The sequence below is a fragment of the Pelagicoccus albus genome (genome assembly GCF_014230145.1).
Taxonomy (GTDB): Bacteria; Verrucomicrobiota; Verrucomicrobiia; order Opitutales; family Opitutaceae; genus Pelagicoccus; species Pelagicoccus albus.
Window position 1 is genome coordinate 871,003 of the sequence record NZ_JACHVC010000012.1, and the last position, 22,157, is coordinate 893,159.

The 22,157-nt window shown below is 51.2% G+C and carries 16 protein-coding genes and 1 tRNA gene; 9 read left to right on the forward strand and 8 right to left on the reverse strand.

Translation table 11 applies throughout. From position 1 onward, the window contains the following. Window positions 1-48: 48 nt before the first annotated feature. Window positions 49-663 carry a LysM peptidoglycan-binding domain-containing protein gene (locus H5P27_RS13435; RefSeq protein ID WP_185660914.1) on the reverse strand — a complete coding sequence of 205 codons (615 nt, stop codon included), beginning with the start codon at window positions 661-663 and terminating at the stop codon, window positions 49-51. Between the two features lie 176 nt (window positions 664-839). On the opposite strand from H5P27_RS13435, the gene H5P27_RS13440 reads away from it, so the two are divergent. From H5P27_RS13440 to H5P27_RS13450, 3 genes are all read left to right on the forward strand, one after another. Next, a tRNA-Pro gene (locus H5P27_RS13440) sits at window positions 840-916 on the forward strand. Between the two features lie 248 nt (window positions 917-1,164). Continuing rightward, complete coding sequence (locus H5P27_RS13445; protein ID WP_185660915.1) at window positions 1,165-2,262, forward strand: DUF3500 domain-containing protein; 1,098 nt, start codon at window positions 1,165-1,167, stop codon at window positions 2,260-2,262. Next, complete coding sequence (locus H5P27_RS13450) at window positions 2,247-2,798, forward strand: hypothetical protein (protein ID WP_185660916.1); 552 nt, start codon at window positions 2,247-2,249, stop codon at window positions 2,796-2,798. The genes H5P27_RS13445 and H5P27_RS13450 overlap by 16 nt, the downstream gene beginning before the upstream one ends. 217 nt (window positions 2,799-3,015) lie before the next feature. Here the strand turns inward: H5P27_RS13450 and H5P27_RS13455 are convergent, their stop codons facing one another. After that, entirely contained in the window at window positions 3,016-4,578 is a 1,563-nt protein-coding gene (locus tag H5P27_RS13455; RefSeq protein WP_185660917.1) for a DUF5060 domain-containing protein, read from the reverse strand. A 186-nt stretch (window positions 4,579-4,764) separates the two neighbouring features. Here H5P27_RS13455 and H5P27_RS13460 point away from each other — a divergent pair, with 186 nt between their 5' ends. Together H5P27_RS13460 and H5P27_RS13465 are read left to right on the forward strand one after the other, a co-directional pair. Beyond that, window positions 4,765-5,790 (forward strand): NAD-dependent epimerase/dehydratase family protein, encoded by a 1,026-nt coding sequence (locus tag H5P27_RS13460; RefSeq protein ID WP_185660918.1) that lies wholly within the window; start codon window positions 4,765-4,767, stop codon window positions 5,788-5,790. Between the two features lie 86 nt (window positions 5,791-5,876). Continuing rightward, on the forward strand, window positions 5,877-6,716 hold the full coding sequence (locus tag H5P27_RS13465; protein ID WP_185660919.1) for an aldo/keto reductase: 840 nt from the start codon (window positions 5,877-5,879) through the stop codon (window positions 6,714-6,716). Between the two features lie 38 nt (window positions 6,717-6,754). Here the strand turns inward: H5P27_RS13465 and H5P27_RS13470 are convergent, their stop codons facing one another. After that, window positions 6,755-8,698: an alpha-L-rhamnosidase-related protein gene (locus H5P27_RS13470; protein WP_185660920.1), complete on the reverse strand. Its 1,944-nt coding sequence runs from the start codon at window positions 8,696-8,698 to the stop codon at window positions 6,755-6,757. Window positions 8,699-9,671: 973 nt separating this feature from the next. On the opposite strand from H5P27_RS13470, the gene H5P27_RS13475 reads away from it, so the two are divergent. Beyond that, window positions 9,672-11,021 (forward strand): carboxylesterase family protein, encoded by a 1,350-nt coding sequence (locus tag H5P27_RS13475; RefSeq protein WP_185660921.1) that lies wholly within the window; start codon window positions 9,672-9,674, stop codon window positions 11,019-11,021. Window positions 11,022-11,136: 115 nt separating this feature from the next. Here the strand turns inward: H5P27_RS13475 and H5P27_RS13480 are convergent, their stop codons facing one another. The 5 genes from H5P27_RS13480 to H5P27_RS13500 are packed head-to-tail and all read right to left on the reverse strand — an operon-like array spanning window position 11,137 to window position 17,619. After that, a complete protein-coding gene (locus tag H5P27_RS13480) occupies window positions 11,137-13,056 on the reverse strand; it encodes a D-apionate lactonase family protein (protein ID WP_185660922.1) in 1,920 nt (639 codons plus the stop codon). 28 nt (window positions 13,057-13,084) lie between these two features. After that, window positions 13,085-13,915 carry a phosphogluconate dehydrogenase C-terminal domain-containing protein gene (locus tag H5P27_RS13485; protein ID WP_185660923.1) on the reverse strand — a complete coding sequence of 277 codons (831 nt, stop codon included), beginning with the start codon at window positions 13,913-13,915 and terminating at the stop codon, window positions 13,085-13,087. A 37-nt stretch (window positions 13,916-13,952) separates the two neighbouring features. Further along, window positions 13,953-15,350, reverse strand: a complete 1,398-nt coding sequence (locus H5P27_RS13490) for a four-carbon acid sugar kinase family protein (protein WP_185660924.1) — start codon at window positions 15,348-15,350, stop codon at window positions 13,953-13,955. Next, entirely contained in the window at window positions 15,347-16,606 is a 1,260-nt protein-coding gene (locus H5P27_RS13495) for a ribulose-bisphosphate carboxylase large subunit family protein (protein WP_185660925.1), read from the reverse strand. The genes H5P27_RS13490 and H5P27_RS13495 overlap by 4 nt, the downstream gene beginning before the upstream one ends. Window positions 16,607-16,608: 2 nt before the next feature. Further along, window positions 16,609-17,619 (reverse strand): Gfo/Idh/MocA family protein, encoded by a 1,011-nt coding sequence (locus H5P27_RS13500; RefSeq protein ID WP_221774709.1) that lies wholly within the window; start codon window positions 17,617-17,619, stop codon window positions 16,609-16,611. Window positions 17,620-17,713: 94 nt separating this feature from the next. Between H5P27_RS13500 and H5P27_RS13505 the strand changes: the two genes are divergently transcribed. From H5P27_RS13505 to H5P27_RS13515, 3 genes are all read left to right on the forward strand, one after another. Beyond that, window positions 17,714-18,796: an aldo/keto reductase gene (locus H5P27_RS13505; RefSeq protein ID WP_185660927.1), complete on the forward strand. Its 1,083-nt coding sequence runs from the start codon at window positions 17,714-17,716 to the stop codon at window positions 18,794-18,796. Window positions 18,797-19,079: 283 nt separating this feature from the next. Beyond that, on the forward strand, window positions 19,080-21,575 hold the full coding sequence (locus H5P27_RS13510) for an MFS transporter (protein ID WP_185660928.1): 2,496 nt from the start codon (window positions 19,080-19,082) through the stop codon (window positions 21,573-21,575). Beyond that, window positions 21,572-22,144 (forward strand): hypothetical protein, encoded by a 573-nt coding sequence (locus H5P27_RS13515; RefSeq protein WP_185660929.1) that lies wholly within the window; start codon window positions 21,572-21,574, stop codon window positions 22,142-22,144. The genes H5P27_RS13510 and H5P27_RS13515 overlap by 4 nt, the downstream gene beginning before the upstream one ends. Window positions 22,145-22,157: the final 13 nt, after the last annotated feature.

Below are 22,157 nucleotides of genomic sequence, written 5' to 3' on the forward strand. Positions count from 1 at the left end.
ATCAATCCTTTCGGAAAACGGATTTAAACTAGAAGTCGCCTGCCTAAACTACGGCGCAGGAACGACCAATTGCTGCCCAATGCGCAGGCGTCGCGGGTCAATGCCCGGATTGGCCTCTTGCAGTTGGCTGAGGCTTATTTTGTAGGCAGCTGCGATCTTGCCGAGGGTGTCTCCACTTTTGATGGTGTAGACGCCAGATTTTCCTGGTGCCGCATCGGGAGCTTTCGCCACCGGCTCCGCCGATCTTGCAGGGCTTGAGGACGCCGTCGGAACAACGGAAACCTGCACCCCTTTCTCCTCCAGCTCCTCGACCATTTTCTTAGCCATTCCAGCATCCATGGCCACCCGACGAACATCAGAGCGAGTCTTCGCCAGATCGTCGCTCGCCTCCTTGAGTGCCTTGTTCACGTTTTTCGAGAAGCCATTCACACTCGTTGAGAGCTGTTCCAAGCGATCCTTGTTAGCCTGAACCGCCTCCTCGAGGCCACTGTCGTCACTCGCCGCTTCTTCAAGCCTCTTTATCTCCGCCTCCAGCAATGTTGCACGAGAAAGCCCCATCCAGCCCATCCAAAGGGAAACGAGGGCCAAGATTACAGCCGCGATCGCAATGAAGAGGGGGGTTTTAGAAGGTGAGTCTAGATCTGAAGAAGATAAGTTATCCATTTTTCCGAAGAGAAATGCCGCAAGCGACGAGTTTCGACCAAACAAGAAGCGCATTCCCAGAGCGGCGCAATGCCATATTTAGGACCCAAGCCAGCAGATCACGGAGATTTCCTAAAACAAATGGAACTTAAACTTGACAGAAGTCCCAATTCCCAATCTTTTGCTGCTCCTTTTTACGGGGTGTAGCTTAGCCTGGTAGAGCGCCTGGTTTGGGACCAGGAGGTCGAAGGTTCGAATCCTTTCACCCCGACCATTTCAAAATGGGCAAAAGCCGCAACTTCACAGTTGCGGCTTTTTTGCGCTTAAATGCCTCCAATTAAAAGGCAGGGAGCTGCGAGAAGCTTAGACAGAGCACAGCTGGATCAACCTTGCACATTGGATCCGAAATGTAGAACAAGGCTTCAACCAATCCTCGAACCAACAATCCATTCCAACGATCTCGATATATCTTGTGCTGGCTAAGTTTCTTCTTGCTGACGAGATCGGGACAAACGCCTGCTCATGAAAACCAAATCGACCAAAAAAATAATCCTATCGCTCTCCTCGGCCGCTGTACTAGTGCTGATCGCGATCGCTGCGATATGGGATGAAAATGGGGGCGGCGGCGACCTCTCCAGCCCTCCAGTACAAATTTCGATAGCAGAAGCGTTCACCGTACCTGCCGCGGACGCGCAGACCCAGGCTATCGTGACAGCAGCAAAATCCTTTCTCGCCCTGCTTGATGAAAGCCAACGCCAAACAGTAATCTTCCCCTTCGAGGACAACGCCCAACGAGCCAAATGGTCGAATTTCCCCCATCCTTACGTGACTCGACGGGGTATCCGACGCGGAGATATGAGCCAAGAACAGCTTAGTGCCTTGGACAATCTCCTTCAACAAGTCATGAGCGGCGACGGTTTTCGAAACATTGAGTACCAACTCGAAGCTGACAACGCGTCGGGCAACTACGACAAACAGTCGAACTTTAGCGAAGCCAACTACTTCGTATCCTTCCTCGGGGCACCGTCCCTCAACCAACCTTGGATGCTACAATTCGGCGGGCACCATCTAGCCATCAACGCGACCGTCTTCGGGCCTGACATTTCCTTTTCGCCAATGCTAACGGGCGGCGAGCCGTTGAACATAACCTTCAAAGGGGAAAAAATCTTCATCACCGAAGCAGAAGTCCTCGCCGCCCAAGCCCTTCTGGAAAGCCTCAGCGACGATCAAAAGACACTTGCCGTGCGCTCGAACCGAAAGACTCGCCTGTTGCTCGGCCCCGGACAACACGGAGTGACCCCCGCACCCGAAGGCATTTCAGGAGCCGACCTCACGCCTGAGCAAAGAAGCTTGTTTCTCAAACTGATCAGCGAACGCCTCGGCTTTATCAACCAAGACGACTTCTTCTCCAAAATGAAGATCGTTCAAGCCGAACTCGAACAGACTTGGTTCGGCTGGTGGGGCCCGCAAGACCAGCCCGGTACCGCTTACTATCGCATCACCGGCCCCTCGCTAATCATCGAATATTCCCCCGAGGGCAGTTCCAACTCAAACGATCACGCCCACAACATGTACCGCGACCCCAGCAACGACTACGGTTCCTCATGGATTTCCAAGTAAAAGCTGTTGTATCCAGTTTTCTGATCACCTGCGCCAGCTCTCCGCTCTCGGCCCACCCGCACAACATCATGTACCAGCAGGCCAACCTGACGCTCTCGCGAAACGTCATCACTGTCGAAATTGCCATCGTCCCCTCGACCGAAATAGGCAACCAAATGTCAAAGGATCTGGATCTCGACCACAACGGCTTCCTAGGGCAAAACGAAATGCAGAGCTTTGCCCAGGCCCTGCTCGATCAAACGGAGCTAGCCATCGATGGTGTATCCATAAAATTAGACGCCTCGAGTATTTCCTATCCTCAAGGTCAAGCAAGCGAGCAAGGCTTGACCCATATTTCCATTAAGTCGAACGCATCCGGAAGCTTCGATCCCCAAACAAGCAAAGAGATCCACTTTGCTATTTCCTACGATCGGTATTCCCCAGAATGGTTTGTCCAGCCGTGGCTCACCAAGGATCTGCTCCCCAAAGAAAAGAATCCAAAGATTGTTCGTAGCCCTAACAACCGTGCCGTGTCCATCACACTTCCGAATGAATAGCGAGGTAGCTCGAGTAGCGTTCTGACAAAGGAAAGGGCCTCCCGGGGCACACCACAGTTCCCCGCTAGCGATCAAGCCAGACTACATCGTGGCCGACCTCAGCGAACTAGCACAGATATGGGACAGTTCTTTCCAAGAGAAAGCCAAGTAAAATACGCACGGGAAGGCCACCACATTATCAGGTCTCTAATCCCCAAGCACCTTTAGGCTGACATTCCTAAGCCTCCAGAATCAAAACCCAAGGGGCATGCGAAGGCGCGTGGGAGATGCCAGAGCTCTTTTTAAGAATTCCCCGCTCTACGGATACGCCGGAAACGGGATCAAACCAGCGATAACTCATACCCGCTGCTAAATCGCTAATGTCCGCCGAACCTCCTTTAGAAAAGTACAAAAGGTAGACCTCCCCGGGGATGCCAATGAGAAAGATTCCCTCCCCGACCTCACCCATCGGGGACCAACCAAGCGCGTCTAGACCCTCCATTGCTTTTCCAAGAAAGCCAACGAAGCGACTCCCCTCGAACTGGATCGCTTGTTTCCAAGAAGCCTCTGTATCGGCCCATTCAACCCAACCCTCTTCATCTGGCGTAAGCTTCCAATTCCACAAGCCACCCGCGCCGTACACCACCCCCATCGTTCCGCCGTGGACAAAGTTTAGCCATGCTTCGTGACCTTGCCACCATCCGGTCGCGCGTGCCGGATCACCCATCCGCTCGTAGGTTGGCTCACCGTTGCTCACCGCTTTCGCGGGCAGGTTCTGCCACATTGCCGCTACCTTTTCAGGTTTATGGATTCCTCCATGACCGGTCTGAGCCCATTGAAAATCAAGCCACGACTTGTCTTGATGTATTCGGTTGTAGTGGAAGCCGTGTACGGGGTCGTCAGTCCAGTCCGCAGGTTCATCATCGAAAGGGCTGTAGTGAATCCCAGTTGGCTGTCCATACGCGTCCCAAGCTTCGAATGTCTCACCCGCCGGCTCGACTATATGCGATCGAGCAGAGGAATCCGCATTCGCCAACCACATCGCAGGACCTGCTCCGTATCGAGCTATCAAATACTTAACGAAGCGAAGGTACTCACTTGCATCAGCGCGAGCTCCCATAGACTTTTTTCCCTTCCAACCGAAGCCCTGAAACACAGGGCTGAAGACTGGTACGATACCGTTCTCAAGCAAGATACCAACGTATACATCCAAATCTTGAAAATAAGCCGGACTCAACTCATTCAAATGACCCCGATTCAAATCTCTAAAACCGCGAGCAAATCCACCTGATTCGTGTCGACTATCCGGCCCTTCTACATCGCGGTCAGGCTGTACCGCCATCAGCAAAGCAGCATTGAATCCTCGCTCTCGCCGGTTGAGCGCATACTCAACTACCGACTCTTCCGTTCCGCGGAAAGGTAAAGCCCAAGGAGTGTCCGCCACCATGAAAAAGGGGGTACCATCCGCATGGACTACTTGCCGTTTGTCTGCCGACATACGCAACAAGCCATGCTCTAACAAACCGACGGATCCGGCGTACTTCGGAACCTCAATTTCTCCAAATTGCACATCAAGCTCTTCCGCCAATGTACCCACACAATGAGTACGGTACTTCCAAAACTGAACAGTTTTCTCCAACGGCAATCGAACTCTCCAACAAACGCCACCGTCCCAAAAACCTGGCCGACGAATGACCCGCCCGTCCTCACTGGAAAGCTCCACCCAAAACTCATTTTCTAGGTAGGGATTTCCAAGAGATTCAGAAACGGCGAATTCCAACTCATAAAAGTATTTTTCCATAGATCCGTGACGTAACAGAACAGGCTTTGAGGCCCACAGATATTGACAATTCAATTCGTATCATAGCTAGCGTTGCGAAACGTGAGGCAGTTAAACCGTTGAAGCCTCGTATTCATAAGTGAGTGACAGCTTTCTTCTGGATTTTGCTGTTGTAAATGATAGCTACAGTTCGACCCAAACTAGACTATGAAGGTACTTTTCATCGGAGGAACAGGAATCATCAGCACCGCATGCACGAAGCACGCTCTAGAGCAAGGTATCGAGCTTTTCCACCTGAACCGGGGACGATCGGATTCATCCATTCCAGGCGTCAAAAGCCTAACCGCTGACATAAACGACATTGAAACCACGAAGAAGGTATTAGCAGGGCACCAATGGGATGCGGTGGTCCAATGGATAGCCTTCCACCCAAACGATATAGAGAGAGACCTGCAGCTGTTCCAAGGGTGCGCCAAACAATATTTTTTTATAAGCTCCGCGAGCGTATATCAAAAGACTGAATACCCATTTTTGACCACTGAAGAAACACCCCAAGTAAATCCCTTCTGGGACTACTCACAAAACAAGATCGCCTGTGAAGAACGCCTCAGGCGAGCTCAGGCGGAAGAGGGATTTCCCTTCGTAATCATCCGGCCTTCCTACACCTATGGTGACACTCTGGTTCCCTTTGCTGTAAACGCATGGCCCGAGTCGTGGACATTCGTCGATCGACTAAGAAGCGGCAAGCAATGTATCATTCCAGGAAACGGATTTTCACTTTGGACGATGACTCACAACACTGATTTCGCTGTCGGCTTAAACGGACTACTCGGCCGGGAAGCCGCTATCGGCGAAGCTTTCCACATAACATCGGACGAGTGCCTTTGCTGGAACGACTATGCCCATTTGATTGCCAAGGCTGCTGGAGTAGAGAAGCCAAACTTCGTCCATATTGCCACGGACTTTATCATCGAATGCGACCCTGGGGAGAAAGGCCATCACTTCGGCGACAAGTCAGCTTCACGCGCTTTCGATAATTCCAAGATAAAGCGGTTAGTTCCCGAGTTTCAGCCAAAGGTTAGATTCGCCGAGGGCATAAAACGCACCATAGACGCCTTCGATGCCAACCCCGCACGTAAAGTGATCAACGCGGAAATGAACATCAAGTGGGATCGCATCCTAGCTGCTTACCAAAAGGGCCTCGAGGCTGCTAGGGCCGAATTCCACCACTAGAAGCAGGCCAGGGTTAACCGTTTAACCGAGCTCCCATTTGTTGCCAACTCGAGTTTAAGCCGAACTGAGTCGAACCGCTACGAAACATGAAAAATCTCTGCGTCGATTCTAGTGCCACACTTAATGACGGAACATCCTTGCCAATGCTCGGGCTAGGAATCTTTGAGAACGACGACCCAAGCCAGTGCATCAAAAGCGTTCTTGCAGCTATTGATTCTGGCTACCGACACATCGACACGGCTGAAGGCTACCGAAACGAGGAGGCTCTAGGGAAAGCTATCAATGCCTCGAAACTGGACAGGGACGAGTTGTTTATAACAACAAAGGCAATGCTTCCTCCCTACTGCAATTTGGATACAAGGTCCGTCGTTGAAAAAAGCTTGCGGTTGCTAAAAGTCGAAAAGATCGACCTCTACCTAATACACTGGCCTATGGAAGAAGGAACTGAGGAAGCTTTCCAACGCCTACTCGACCTCAAAGAAGAGGAAAAAATCCGCTCCGTGGGAGTGAGCAATTTTTCCGCTGAGAGATTTGAAAAACAGTTCTTCAAAAAAATCAGCACACTCCCAAGCGTTAACCAAATAGAGCGGCATCCATTCGCTCGCCAGCAAGGCACAGTAAATTACTGTATTGAAAAAGACATACAGGTAATCGCCTACTCGCCTTTGGCCCGCTCCCAATCCCTCAACCACCCCACTCTACTCGAGCTCGCTTCCAGCTACTCGAAGAGTCCTGCTCAAGTTGTCCTTCGCTGGCACCTGCAACACGGAATCGCTATCATCCCGAAATCAACCAGCCCCAAACGAATTGCTGAAAACGCAAACCTGTTCGATTTTCACCTGAGCGAAGATTCGATGAGATTAATCGATGCTTTGAACAAAGAAGAAAGAGTAATCAGCTGGCGGCCAGAGGAAAACTGGTTCTAAAACCTCCGAACGGAAAGCCGCTTCGAAAGAAGTTGGCTCTATTGTACTGCCGATTGAACCGCATCTACGATTTCCACTCCAACCGGAGCGTCGTACTCTATCTCAATTTGGCCAGACACATCTCTCTCCCACTGAATTTTTATATCTCCAAGTCGATGGGGCAAAACTCCTGAAACCCGGCTAAACCGTTCCGTGACTCTTGGTTCCAGTATCCATTTGTCGGGGTTTCCGGCGACAGCCTGACGAACACCCAATACATTCTCATGCAAATATAAAGCTCCGGCAGAAGACCATACATGACAGAGGCTACCTGATCTACGCACGGACCCAAAACACTCGGAAAGAGTCAGGCATTCTTGCGTTGCGAGGTAACCATAGTGCTGCTCGATAAGTTCCTCTGCAAGATTGCAACGGCCAAGCTCAGCCAAGGCTGGAAGCAGAAAATACAGATAATAGAGCTCGATGTAGCCCGAAAATTTTTCCATCCGCAACCCGCGGTTCAAGTTTTCGCGCAGATGCGGCTCAAGATATCTGAAAATCAAATGAGGATCTCCGACCTTATAACGTAAGGCTAAAATATTGGCGTGTAGAGCAATGCTCTTTCCTTCCCCGAGACGAGCAAGAAAGCGACTTTCCTCCTCGTCCCAAAGCACTTGCTCAACTGCAGTCCTCACGTCGCCAGCTTCCCCTTCAAAGTGCGTAGCCGTTTCATGAAATCCAGATATCCGCGCCAACTCTCCCGTGGCCTGCAAAGCGGCAATCCTCAAAATATTTATAACTGCGTTCGCCTCTCCTTCGCGCTCAGACTTCAGGCAGCCCCAGTCGATAAAAAGCCGACGGCCATTTGCGTTCCAAAGCCCTGAGGAATGAGTGTCCCATTGCGAACGCCAAATCCCCTTTATGACAGCCCAATTGTCGTGAACGAATGACACATCGCCCGTTAAGGCCCAATGGTCCCGAATCGACAGTATCCATAAGTATGTGAAGTCTTCGTGCGGTAGCCTCAACCAGGAGGGAGCGCAACAAGGCAATTGCCCTCCGGGCAACGCCGCCCTTCCAAAATTATTGAACGTCCTGCGGGCAACAGACAAGTCCGTGGACAATCGTGCATTAAGCTGCTGGGTTACCAACGCATCCCCGATGTAAGAGCCTCGTTCGCGCCAAGGGCAGTCCGAATAAGCTTCATCCGTTGAAGCCTGAAATGTCGCTACGCTGGCGTTCCAGGCGAAATCGTAAACAGCATTCCCACAGCCGAATGCGCCCTGAACATCGGGAAAAATGGACCTATCAAGTATTTCTAAGCTGTATACAGATAGTTCTTCCGCATCAACACCGGAGGGAGCTCTTAAGGTAACTTGCAAGAAGATGCCTCCACGCGGATTCAAAACATGGATACATTGCGATCCACCTTTCAAGATAAAGCGGTCTGTCGCATCGACCAGCGGGTTAGAGCCATAAAGGTCAACTCTACCATCTTTTCGGTTCCAATCTCCATAAGAAACATCCAAGACCGAGCCCGCTGGCGCTGAGACTTGGAGTCGCGGGTGCCCATAGAATTCACGTTCAAACTCGAAGCACCAAGTGGCTTCCTTCGATACAATTTTGGGACAAAATCCGTCATAGTTTCTAGGCTCAAAGGCTTTCGAAAAATCAATGCGATCCCAAGCGACCTGTCGGGCAGGTGTTAGCAGCTCCACTGAACCCGAGCTCTGCTCCCATTGGTCAAAAACAGTGCAACAATCGGCAGTAGCAGACAACATCTCGGAACTTACCTCCGCTCCTTGCTTAGCCGGAGCGAGAGAAAATACATTTTCGCAGTCAAGATCAGGGATCGCATGTAGAGATACAGCATCCGCTTCTATGACCCGAATCTGGTAAGACCAATAGTCGGATAGCAAATCCACTTGCCCCAGCAAAAGATTCCATCCCGCCTTAACATGGAGCTTGGCAATACCATGATTCCCGTAAGGCGTTTCGCACACAATCTCCTGGGCATGGCCATTGAGGTACAAGTGGCTCCAGAAGCACTCTACAGAAACAGTTCTTTCATGCTCCGAATGCAACCATGTAGAAAAAATACGACGATACCTTTTATCAGGTAGGTGCCTTATGGATACGTTATCGCAAACAGATTGAAACCCATACCAAGAACTAGATTCCAGATGCGGAGCTGCGAGAACCATTCTCCTGGGCTCGATGGAAGCATATTTCGAATACCTCACGCTTCTGGTCTGCAGATTCCCCCAAGGCCGCTCGCTTCCGCTAAGCACCCTAACGGGCCTCTGGCCTAGCTTTTCACAATTTTCCCTTTCAAGAATTCGGGTGTCGCACCATTCGATTGCGTTTTGAGCGAAGCTAAAATGCGGAACATCAGATCGCCAAGCGGAATGAACCCGAGCGGTCCAATCACCGGGGGTCGCGAACTCCCGCCCCCCATTACCTATGCCGCCATCAGCTATGAAACCCGGCATCCCGTCGGGCATACTTTGATACGAAGAGCTCCCGTAAAAATTCACCTCCACTCGTATAATATTTCTCCCTTCGGATAGATGGGAACGCAGCTCATAGGTATCGTATTCGGGATGGCTAGTAACGAAACGACCTGGCCCGTAGCCTAAAAACTGATCATTCACCCAAAGACGGTAACGAGAGTCCGCAAACAATAGGAGTTGGCAGGAAACTCCGTCACAACTTGCCTCCAATTCTCTCTCGAAACTAACAAATTGATTACTCGAGGCTTTCAATCCTTCAATCCAAATGAATTGGCTCTCGGCAAAGGGTGGGGTCATCTTTTCAAGCCTCCAAGAGGGACTCCCAATAGCAAGCAACCCGATGGGTAAAACCGTTTACGCCATCCTTCGAAATTCTGTCGTCAGAGGCGACTCTACCCCAAGATCGAGCCACTTAACGAATTAATTGCCCGCATTGTTTCGACGCCCTCTTACCTGTTCGATTATGACGGTCCACCAACCGATGAAGAGCCGACTCCTACTATTCGCCGTCTCCCTGCTGTACTCAATTTTTAGCTACTCAACACTAGCAGCGAGCAGGGAAGCCCAGACCAAACCCAATTCCAACGAACTAGAGGACACATTTCGAGCCCTTCAGAAACGACTCGAAACATTGTCCAACGAAACCGGAACGAACGAACTGCTACGTTTGCACTTTCGATCCGTGAAAGCTCAAATCGAGGCCGAGTGGGCGAGAAGCACCCTTCGGGAGCCCTCAGAGTTGAGCGAAACGTATGAGTTGATCTCCACCATCCAAGCTGGCTTTCAATCTGAGGCTTCAGAGTGGGATGCCTACCTTGACGGAAGAAGGTCGCTCCTGATGAGCTATATTTCTGCTTACGACCAAAGCGTCCAATACTATTTCCTTGGTTTACCCAAGGACTGGGACCCCGCCAAAACCTATCCACTATTTTTGGAGCTGCATGGAGCGGGTAACCCGCATCCCCTCTCTCGAATCGCTAAAAAACTTGGATCGACGCCGCAAGCCGAAGACTCACAGGGCTATACCGTGCCGAAGGTCTACGCAGAAATCGACCGCTCTGGCTATTGGGTGTATCCATTTTGTCGTGGCAATATGGGCTACCGTGAGATCGCTGAAGTCGACGTCTTGGAAACCTACGACCATATTCACAAATTGTTCTCTATAGATCCGAACCGTCGCTACCTTTACGGCTTCTCCATGGGCGGAGGTGGCACTTGGCGAATCGCCCAAAGAACTCCCGACCGCTGGGCCGCAGCGTGTTCATTCGCCCCTTCGGTCCATCGCGACGAAAACACCCGGTACCTAGTCAGCAACCTTATTCAGGTTCCTTTCAAAATTATGACCGGTAGCGAGGATTTTCTACTACCAGACTACCATAAAATCCTAGGGAAGCTCGAGGCCGCTGGGGTGCCAAAGCCGGATGCTCGAATCATCCCGGGTCTTCCGCATCACTATCTGATGGATTTGCAAGCGGAAGGAGTCGAGTGGCTAAAGCAGTTTACCCGAAAAAGACCTGATGCGTTCGTTTTCACGACCGACGACGATCTTCCCGAAAGTTCGAGAACGAAACGCACAAGCGTGAATGAATGCTGGGGAGTAACCTTAAAGCGAATACATCCAGAGGCTCGATTTGCCAGAGCCAAAGTTTCGCGGGAAAATCAAGTCCTCACAATTGAAACGACCGGTGCCAGCTCCATTTCTCTCGATTTTTCAGAACCTGACGGACTAGGCATGAAAGGTTACCTAACCATCGTACTCAATGGCATAACCGTTTACCAAGGAGATTCCAAGCCGCTCTCCTTTGACATCTGATCAGTCCCGAGAGCGCTTAAACGTCCTCCATTTGAGCCTAAAACACTACTAGAATTATACTGAGCCTAGGTGTAGCGAAAAGCCACTTACACCGAAACCAAAAACCGATGTTCTATCACTTTACCGAGCCTTCCAAGACAACAAAAGCGTATGGCGGTAAGTCCAACAGGGTTTGGCTAAAGGTACATTTCGGAAGATCCTCCCCATAACCAACACCCGTAGATTCGTTCCAACTATTTGCATCCATACAAGAAAGACTGACCGGTTCGAAAACTTCTTTCAGGTCCACTTTTACAGTATAGTCTCTAAGGTTCGCTAACAACAAACGGGAACTGCATTCCTTTTTAACGAGCAAAGAGACTATCGCTCTTGGAACACTGCTATCCAGATAGCAAGCTGAGCGTGCCTCTGCAAACTCCTTTAGAACGTAGTATATTGGATACACGGCCCCCGCCGGAGCGGGACCAAACAGTTCAGGATTAACAGGCTGAGAGGCCTGCATCACACCCCTCTCACCCACAGTTTCGTAGAAGCTTATGGCTGTAGCTCCAGCTCGACCTAGACTGGCTATGCTACCCATTGTCCAGGCCGCCCCGAACAGAGAAAGCTGCCGTAAGTCTACATCCCTCGCAAGCTCACCTTCTGCGTGATCACCTTCAGTCTCGGTAGCGTTAGGATTCCAACGCATACGAAAAGTCACGGGGCTTATATGTATGTCCGCTCCATCGGCAAAGCTCTGGGCAGTCCGCACTGTTTCGCCTTGAGCTTCGAATGTTTCTACTAAGGAGAGGTTGTCGAAGGCATGTACTTGCGGATTGAGGGAGTAACTTAGAAAATCGAGTTCCTCAGTCGGCACTCGTTCGCGGTTTAACTCGGCGAAAAAGGCATCAGTACCAGCTCCTATCAACACTTCAGGGCTGGAGCTACGTATCCGTTGTGCCAACACTGGAATCCAATCGCTTGGTAGAACTTTTCGACCTTTGGGTAAAAGCAGCACGCTCTTCACGCGTCTCCCCAACAGAGCGAGAGGTTCCAGCAACTCCGTCAAGTCTTCGACATGGCTTAGAAATATCGCAAACGTTATCGGCAAGCCCATGGCCTGACTTTCAGAGTCAGCAACATCAAGGACTTCCCTCCAGTCCGAGCCCGATAGGTCGAGTTCAACCCTGTAGTGCGATAGACCAAGCTTGGAAAGACACTCACACTCTGCAGTCGACAGCATTGCAATCTCTTGTGATTTTCCGACTCCAAGCTCAGGGACAGGCTCCCAATTGTGACCCTTCGAGATTGATACGATTTGAGACGTGTCATCTATACTGCCCTGTTGCTCCGAATTACCGGATACACAAAGACAAACTTCTTGCTTCACACTATCGCCGATTCTCACTTCTTGCGGGTATGGCTTCTCCAGTGGCGTGCAGTAGGTTTTGAATGAGGCATCGGTCCAATTCCTTTGGTCCTCCATCTCAAACACATCCCCGTCAAACTTCAGTGTCGCTTCAAATTCGCCTACTTTCCATTTCAGCTGTGAAAGGTCGAATAGAGGTTGATGAGGGGAGATTAAATCTGGGAAATGACTTTGTTGTACACAGCCATTTGCATGGACCGCCTCCAAGTCTTGTCCAACGTATTCCTTCAGAGGGTGCAACACCGTGAATCCTATTCGGTTCTTGCGAAAGTCGCAATGGGATCGACCCTCAAACCGCATCGCGATCCTACCGGAGGTATCGCCATTGATTTCCACCATCGCCTCGTAATCAATTTCTGGCGACTTAAATAGAGCCCGATAACGAATACAAAATGAATCCACCCCCTCCTCGATTACTTCGCCGATGATGGAGAAGGGAATCGTCTCCCAATTATGGTCGCGTAGAGCGAAATTGACGAGTCTCAGAACCTCGAGCTCTCCAATTCTAATATAACGAAGAAAACCTGACTGATAGTCTACCCGCAAGACCCCAGCCTGGAGAGTACGCAAAGGCTTCTCGCAAACCTTTACCCCGGAAACAAAAACTTTCTTATCTACAAACGACATAGAGTAACCAGTAAATAACTACACATCGTTAAGTAATTTGGCGAATTTGCTCAGCTACGGAATCTGGTTCAAAAACGGATTTCCAGTCATCTCTCAAAATACTCTTCTTACCCAATTCGATCGCCTTAAGCGCCGCATCGGAAAACTGGCCACCCGGGAGTTGCCCAAAAACTACCGCGAGCTCGATATTGAGGTGTCCCAGCAAAAACTCGGTTGCAGCCTCCCTATCCACCCCCTTCTCTACTACCGAGTCGATCGCTTCCTTCATCGCCACCACTAAGCAGGCAGCAAAGGTCTCAGATAGGGCAGGCTCAAGAATACCCATGTGTTCGAGTTCTATACGGTAAGCTTTCGATACAGGGCCATATATAACACGCGCTAAGGCTTCACCGACATGGTAATCCTCATCTGTTCCCTGGATCAATGAGCATACGATCGTCTGCTTGGCTAAGATACCTCCAAAGTAATCACGTTGCCCTTCTTCAGTGGACTCCCAATTGAAAATAGAAGGATGACTGGGGTGGCTTGCGAAATAGGCAACGTCATCACGTTCAGGCAACGCGCCCGCCAAGGGAGCAGCGGGATCCAAGCACATACCCATACTTCCGCTCTTCATCATAGGCACATACTGTTGAGCCACTTTCGCGATCGCCACGTCCGGGACTGCAAAAATAACGATATCAGAATTCGGAATACAGTCTTCGGCTTTGGAGACCGAAAGCCCCTTCCCCTCCAGCTGCTCGATACCCGCGAGACTAACCTCCAAATAGCGGACTGCATATTCGGAGTTCATAAGATTATTGGTCAACCGATTCCCCATCTTCCCACCGGCACCTACTAGAGTTATTGTCTTTTTCATTTGAATACGCTGTTAATTAATTTCTCCGAAAATTCCCTCAGGCAAGTAGTCGCCCTTTGAGTACCGACTCGATGAATCTGTGGTTTCCATTCTGTCCGCCTTTCAGGCAAATCTCTAAGCCATGCGTAGCATCATCCTCGGAATGCCCGAGGCAAAGCGGTGCCCCTGGAGCAAGAGGGCAGAGAATTTCAAGAGCGGTGATACCGAGTGCTTTTGTAGCAAAGCCGGAAGTATCTCCCCCTGCCACGAGGACTCTCTGCCTACCCGCACGGGACAATAAACGCATCAGGATCTCCCCTTGATACTTCGCAATAAGTTCACCAGCCCGACCCTCGAGTGAACGCTCGCTGAAAACTCGAGCAGTCTCTCCGATAGCTGGGTCCTCCGGTCCCTTAGCCGCATACAGGAGCGGACTCCTACCTGCTTCAACTTCCCGATAGGCCTCCTCCACGCACCGCCCTATTTCTTCATCCCTTGTCTCTGGGACAACCAAAGCAGCCGTGTTGATTCTTAAGTCTACAAACCCCAATCCTATTGCATGCTCGATTTGTGCGGCAGTGCCCGGTGATGCGCTCCCCGCGAGAACGATTAACAACTCCGCCGGTTCTGAGCAGAACGCATCGGATTTCTTTAATTCGCCGACCTCGCTCAAGTGCCCACATATCGCATACTCAACTCCAGAGGAACCGACGACAACCTGCGTCGAAGAACCTCGTTTCTCGCAAATCCACTTCCCAACCGCCCGCAGATGCCGATCTTCCAAAATATCGAAAAGGAGAAATTGCCCCTCCTCCGGGGGATCTTCCTTCAAGGTATCACCTTCAATAACACCTTCTACCTTGCTAATATCCATGTGTAGGACCTTCCGCTCAGAAAGTATCGCAAGATGCTCTCTCAGATCCGACTCGCCCATCGGAGTAACTGGATGGCGTGCCATAGTCGGGTGCCGATCGAGGCGAAAGACCTTTTGCTCTACGCGAGCGAACAAATTGCCAAATACGCAAAATCTTCCGAGCGAGGGAGCCCCAACCACCAAAGGTACATTTCGAGAGTGAAAAACCTCCATAGCCAGATCCGTCGCGGTTCCGATATTCCCTAGACTCGGACTCGAATCAAATGTGCTGCAAATCTTGTAGTGAAAATACTGAGACTCAACACTAGCAATCTGGCTGAAGACCGATGGCAACTCCACAGCCATTTGGGAAGGGCTCATAGTCCTGGATATCCCCGCTACACCAAACGATTGAATTCGCGTTTCACTGGTTTTCCGTGGTCCTATAAATCGAAACTTAGCAACCGTTTCCTTGCTCGGTGAATCAAGGAAAAGAGCGGTTGCCACTCCATAAGACTCGAGAGCCTCCATAACATCAGCGGACCCAGTGAAGTCATCACCGTAATAGGAGAGCAACAGTGGAAATTGGGACGATTCGCTCATGGCTTAGCAAAGAATTCTACGGCTCGCTGCAGATCGGTAGACGCAGACATAGCCTCCCCTAATGGGACTCCTTGAAGTGCGGCTTCCCATGCTGATCGCACACTGTTTACTCCCGCCTTTAGCCCATCGGGGTGGCCAACGATGCCTCCACCGCAAACGTAAAGTAAATCGGGCGACCCAATCGACTCGAACGTGTCGGATGCTTGTCCCGCCCACTGTCCCGAGGAGATGACAGGCAAGGCACGATCTCCGTACCCAGATAATGGATCTAAACAAGCCTTGGCCGAAGCGACTACCGATTCGTCACTCTCACAAAATTTGTTTCTCAGTCCGTTGCAGTGCAAGTGGTCGACTCCAAGCATCCTCCAGATCTTTTGCATTACGGTGTAATTCACTCCCATAAACGGGCTTCGATAGAACATACCCCAACCATTTCGATGGCCATGAATCGGCACGTCGCTGTGCGTAGCGAGAGTCTCGATACCGCTCATTCCGACCCAGTTCATACTAGCCATAACGCAAGTTCCACCCCGAGAGACGACATAGTCGTGTCTCTTCAACATCTCGTCTATCGAACCTGAAACATTGAACGCATACATCGCTTTTCGTCCCTGTATCTGGGCCAGTTCATTGATGACCGTCATCACCGCGTCGACACGTTCCTCAAAGGGAGAATGCGGCGGATCGCCCATCAACTCGTCATCTTTGATAAAATCCACTCCGGCTTCTACCAACTCCGCAACCCGCTTGCCTGTCTGCTTCGGCGACAGGCCCACGCTTGGTTTTATGATAGTACCAATCATAGGACGCTGACTCACCGAAACCAATTTTCGGGTACCGCTGACGCCGTGCCGAGGTCCCACATATTTTTTATAAAATGCTTCCGGCAACCCGAGCTCCAACAATCGCAACCCCGTGAACTGCGAGAGTTCAAAGAGGTTCCCCGCGACAGTCGCCATCACGTTTTGTAAATGATACCCCACGTTTTCGATAGGCCAGGAAAGCGTAACGAAGGCTCTTTGGTACTCAGCAGGGACAAAGCCAAGCGCCCCGGAAACGGGAAGCGAGGGAGCGGCGACCGACTCTAGCTGCTCGATTCGCTCGACTCTGGCCGCATGCCTCCGAGTGAGTTCTTCTGACTCCCCCACTACCTTGACAAATGTTCCACTGGACTGCTCGCCTGCCATCGCAGAAGCCGCCTTTTCAACCGGGAAGGGAGTTTCTATCCAGTACCTCGCTTCAATTCGTTCCATCATGCTTAGCCTTCAAAACTCGCTAATTCTACCACTCGGTGGCTCTTGGCGCTTTCGTAACTGGCCCAAACAAGTCGTACCGTCTCCAGGTTATCAATACCCGTCGTTTCGGCAGCCAACCCTTGCAACCCCTTAAGAATATTGGCCTGCGTATCGACGACACTGGAATGCAGCACTGCATAATCCTTGTCGGCCCACGGGTAAATCTTGGGCTCAACTTTTTCCCACGAAACCCCTTCCCGAGTGGCAACCTGAATTTCAAAATTAGCCCCAAGCTCGATAGATCCTTTCTCTCCTTCGAGCAAAATCAAAGTCTGCGGAAATACTTCCTCACGCAAAATGCTCGCATACGACATCTCGACAAAGCAATGACCACCAGACTCCATCTCCAGAAAGATATTCGCCACATCTTCACCCTTTATGCCGGGTGTAACGCTGAGAGTCTGACAATATACCGACTTGGCCTCGCCTAGGAGAAATCGACACACATCCAAAACGTGAGAGCCGACATCTGCTATGATAAAGTGCTCCAACTCCGCCAATGATGGCTGATTCTCAAATACGGGAAAACTGGAGCAAAAGCTTATCCGCGTTTTGAATACACTTCCGATTAAATTCGAATCTAGGATTTCCCGAACCCGCCTCAGTTGAGCTTGCCAACGGAAGTTCTCGTTGGCGAATAATCGAGTGCCCTTAGCCTCTGCAGCTTCGACCATACGTCGAGCACTCCTAAAACTCTCCGCGAGGGGCTTTTGACAAACCACGTCCACCCCGCGATTGATAGCCTGCAACGCTAATGGCAAATGAGTGTCCACACCCGCGATGATATCTACGAAGTCGAGTTTCTCGGAATCCAGCAACTCCTCGACACTCGAGTAAGCTCGAGGGCATCCGAAACGTTCCGCTAGATCCCGCGCCTTTCCGAGGTCATGATCGCAAACAGCGACCAGCTCTACAGCATTTGACTCAAGCCAGCCGGGAACCTGGAAGCGCGACCAAAATCCAGCGCCTATCACGGCGAATGTTAATTTTTCTGGGGGGTGCATCGGTCAAGCACGCTGCTGTCCGAGCATCGAGATTGTCGAAGGACAATTTCATAAAACGTTAACTGTGACCCGCAATACAAGTTCTCCAGTAAACGCTTTCAAAAGATTTTCAGGTGATCCAATTCAGAAGGTGCAGCTCAATGTATTCGTGATTAAATACAGACAACTCGGAAACTCCTCTATCAAGATCTCGGAATGGAGTCTTGGCTGCTCCGGGATCGGAGGTCCAAACCAAATGGATGGGGGAAACTGGGGCTGGCCCAACGTATCCGATGAATCAGTACTCAGATCTGTAGAGCTCGCAGTAGAATTTGGAGTCAATCACTTCGACGTAGCGGATCTCTACGGCCAAGGCCGAGCCGAACGCCGCCTTTCCTGGGCCTTACGGGAACTCGGTCTGCGAACCGAAAACTTCATTATAGCGAGCAAAGTCGGATTTCTGAAAGGCACTGCCGAACATCCTTACGATCCCTGGCACATGAAACGACAGTGCGAGCAAAGTCTCCGCAACCTAGGTCGAGACTACCTCGACATCTACTACCTGCACAATGCCGAGTTTGGCGAAGAAGACCGCTGGCTCGAGCCCGCGGCTACCGCTCTGGAGCAGCTCCAACAAGAGGGAAAGATCCGTCTCAAAGGTCAGTCCGCCTACTCAACAAGCGATTTCCAGAAAACGATCCCAGTGATTCAGCCCACCGTCATCCAAAGCCGCTCGAACTTGATCGACAATTACTTCACTCAGCCCGGAAGTCCCGTATCAAAAATAATGGAGAAACGGAATATTAGCTTCATTGCCTTCAGTCCCCTCGAGCAGGGATTATTAGCAGGTGCGTATCATCCCGCTAAACCACCTAAGTTCGAGAGAGGAGAAGCTCGCCTGAACAACCTTCGCTTCAAATCCGACTACCTAGAAAAGCTGCAGCCAAAACTCGACGCCGTAATGGCCCAGTTTAAAATATCAAGGGCCGAACTCCCTTCAATTGCTATTCGCTACGTGCTCGACCAACCGAGTGTCGCGGCGGTAATAAACGGGTTCCAAAAGCCGGAGGACATCAAGTCTAGCTCCAAAGCCACAGAGAGAGACCTTAGCTCCGAAGAGCACACTTTTCTCGACAACCTATTCGCCGACCTTCGCCATCCACTATAGCCAGTAGAATCCGTAGGGCTAAATAGGATACAAGTCTTAAGGGCTTTGCCTAGCAACTGTTACAATCTCTTCCCCAAGTGATTTGATCTATCAAAATTAACGGATTTATTTTTTTATAAACTCACTATGCACGACCCGTCTGGTTCTTATCCTTGCACCTGATACCCCAGCCCCTGATCGCGACCGCGGTCCACCTTTAGCGGCTGCGCTCGGGGGCGATCAAGCCCCCCCCTGACATCTTCTCACTGTTTCGGATTACGATCGAAACGTTTGCCCCAGCCCCATGATCATCACCCGTAAAACCAAGATACCGCTGCACTGGGCTTTCTACGCTCAGCTGCCGCTCTTGATGAGCATCTACGGGGAGTTCGTAATCAATGCGCCTTTCTTGTTGCTGATAAAGCGTTTCATAGACAACCCGGCGGCCATCATGGGTCTGATAAGCCTAGAGATCTACATCTCTATCCTTGGCTCTCCCTTCATATCTTGGCTCAGCGACCGCGTCTGGACTCGCTGGGGTCGCCGAAAGTTCTTCTTCACAATCGCTGACATAGGGCGAGGCTTGTGCGTCTTGCTGATGCCCTTCGCGCCGAACCTCATTCTCTTGATCGCGCTCCGCTGGCTATTTGACGCGTTTAGCAACTTCGGCAGCATGACCCAAGCGCTCGTCTACGAAGTGGTGCCGACTCCGCAACGAGGGCGACTGGCCGGCTTCTTCCAATCCTCTATCCAATTCGGCAACCTAGTCTTCTACTTTCTGCTACTGGGTCGCTTCGATGATATGTATTTCATGGGGCCTTTCGACTTCGCCACTTCGGTCAGCGGCGGAGCGGCGATGTTCTGGATAGCCGCCATTGTGCTCTTTGCCATAGCCGCTTACGAGAGCCTTGGCTTCAAGGAAATCAAACCGCCTAACAGGAAGACTTTGCAGGACGACCGCAAACCGGGCCAGTCCGTCTTTGGCTATTTCATAACAAGTTTCTTTCGGGACGTCTGCTCCAAAGACCTGCTGCCACTCTACCTACTGGCGTTTGTTGATGTAATGGTGCGCATCAACCTAGGGCTCTTCCAACCCCTGCAATTCACCGAACAGTGGGGCTACTCGCTTCAGCAATTTGGGAACACGGTAGCGATAGGTGTGATCTTCTCCGTCACCTTCGCCCTCTTCTCCGGCTGGTTTGCGGACCGCTATGGAAAGATGGTTACCTTCGTGATCGCTTCTATCGGGTCGCTATTGGTCAATTTGGCTTTCGTAATCTTCCTTGCCATCAAGCCTGGACACCGACCGACGCTTACCGAGATCGTCGTCTTCTCGAACATCGAGCAGATTTTTTCCATGGTCAAAGCGGTGATCATATTCCCCTTGATCATGGAATACATCAACCGCAACCGGCTAGGGGCAGCCAACGCGGGGCTGCAAGTCATGAGAACGATATTCCGATCAGGGATGGCTGTATTTGTGGGAGTTTGGATTCTCTGGTGGTCTCTAGCCTTTATGCCTCAAGCAGGCTATCGCGTGCTCACGACCTACCCGGAAGCTATCACAAAGGCTGAGCTTGCCGAAGAGCTTGCGCGGTCCGGACTCGGCAGCGATGAAATCATGATCCTGCCCGGAGAACAGGGACACAAGGAAGGCGATCCAAGCCAGATTTGGTATTTGCACAAGTATGACGAGCAAGTCCAAGATCTAGTCGAAGAGCGCAAAGAGCTTACCAACAAAATAGCAGCTTTGGAGACAAAGCTCGGCTCTCCCATGAGCGACGAATCGCACCGGACAAAAATGCGTGCAGAGGTGGAAGCGGACAAGCTACGCTTGTTGGAGACAGATTCCGCACTTTCCGATGGAGCCGCCGCCCTCAATAAGCAAATAGCCTCCCACACGGAAAACAAACGCACCGCCTCGGGTGACCAATTCCTTTCAGCTACGTATTCAAATAATCAGCTCACCCTTTCGCTCACCGCCGTCGGCACAGCCGATTCCGAACTAGAAAACAGATTTCCAAACGACTTGGATGGACCGCCCATCGCACAACACCTTGATGAGGATTCCCGATTGCTCAGGCCCGAAATCGAGGCTGACTTCCAGGAAGAATCCGTCAATATATCCGCAACCTTCCGCCCGTCGTTTGTATTTTTATACCGCGTTGCCAACCGGGTCTTATCCGACCCCAACGCCGCCTACGAATTGGCTACCGTCTTACAGAGCATCCACGACGCAGAGCTCGGCCGAGACGAAGGACTGATAAATTTCCAAGCCTCCCAAGAAGAAACAGACGAAAAAGCCCTAAGCTACGAGCTAATGCTGAATCAAGAGCTCGATCCACAAGCGATCGAAAGCCTAGCCGCCACTCTTCAAGCAGAACGCCTCATCGAATCGGCCCACTACAGGGAACTCTCACCTTCACGCTATCGATTCGCCCTCACTACGCCGTCCACAGAGCGAAAAGATACTGCTACCGAAAATGCAAGTCGCATAGAGGAGGCAGAAAACCGACTACTGCAATTACTGCCCCGAACAGGTGAAAGCATTCCGAGCATGGTCGCAGCGTTTTATCTTAGGGTCACCGCTACACTGTCCTCGGTCCCCTACAATGTGATCGTACCCGAACACACGACCCAAGCCCTCCACAAGGAGCGCGTTTACGAGTACTTCTTCTCCAGCCGAACCCTTATGATCCTTACTGATTTCATCGGCTTTGCTATTATCGCCTTGCTCGTTCGACTCGAACGGAAAGGCAAAATCCACAAGTACGGTGTGGAGGAGGACGAAAACCGATGAAAGACCAAGGAGCGCTCTACGAGGGGGATCCCACAATACGCCAAGGTCAGGACGGCTACTGGTACCACTACCCTCACCTTTTCTGGCCGAAGCTAGCATTCTTGATCGCAAGTCTCGCCCTCCTAGGCATTGGCGGACTAACCATTTGGCCGCCCCTCTCGAGGCTAGCCTTTGGCGAACGAGAAATTGCTCGAGTCGTATTCATCGAACGGATAGACCCCGCAAAAGATCCAGAGATCATACGGTACCGCAAGTCCATCCCTGAAGCAGGCTATGATACAATTTTTCACTACACAGTCGAGATAGCTACACCCGGCCAAACACCTCACCGAGCGGAGCTCGCCATCGGCAGCCGCCGGAATGCATTTGCCAACGTAAACGACAGCTTCGAAGTCATCTTCTTTCCCGGCGAAAAGATGGTCTATCAGCTCTACGAGCACCGAACTTGGGCCTTCGGCATAGCCTTCCTATTCATAGGAGGTATCTTCACCGCCTGCGCCGTGCCTACCTTGCTCGCGGTAGGAAAACCTATTCGCATCGATCCCGAGGCACGCGAGGAGGATTCCTAAACTTGTAGTACCT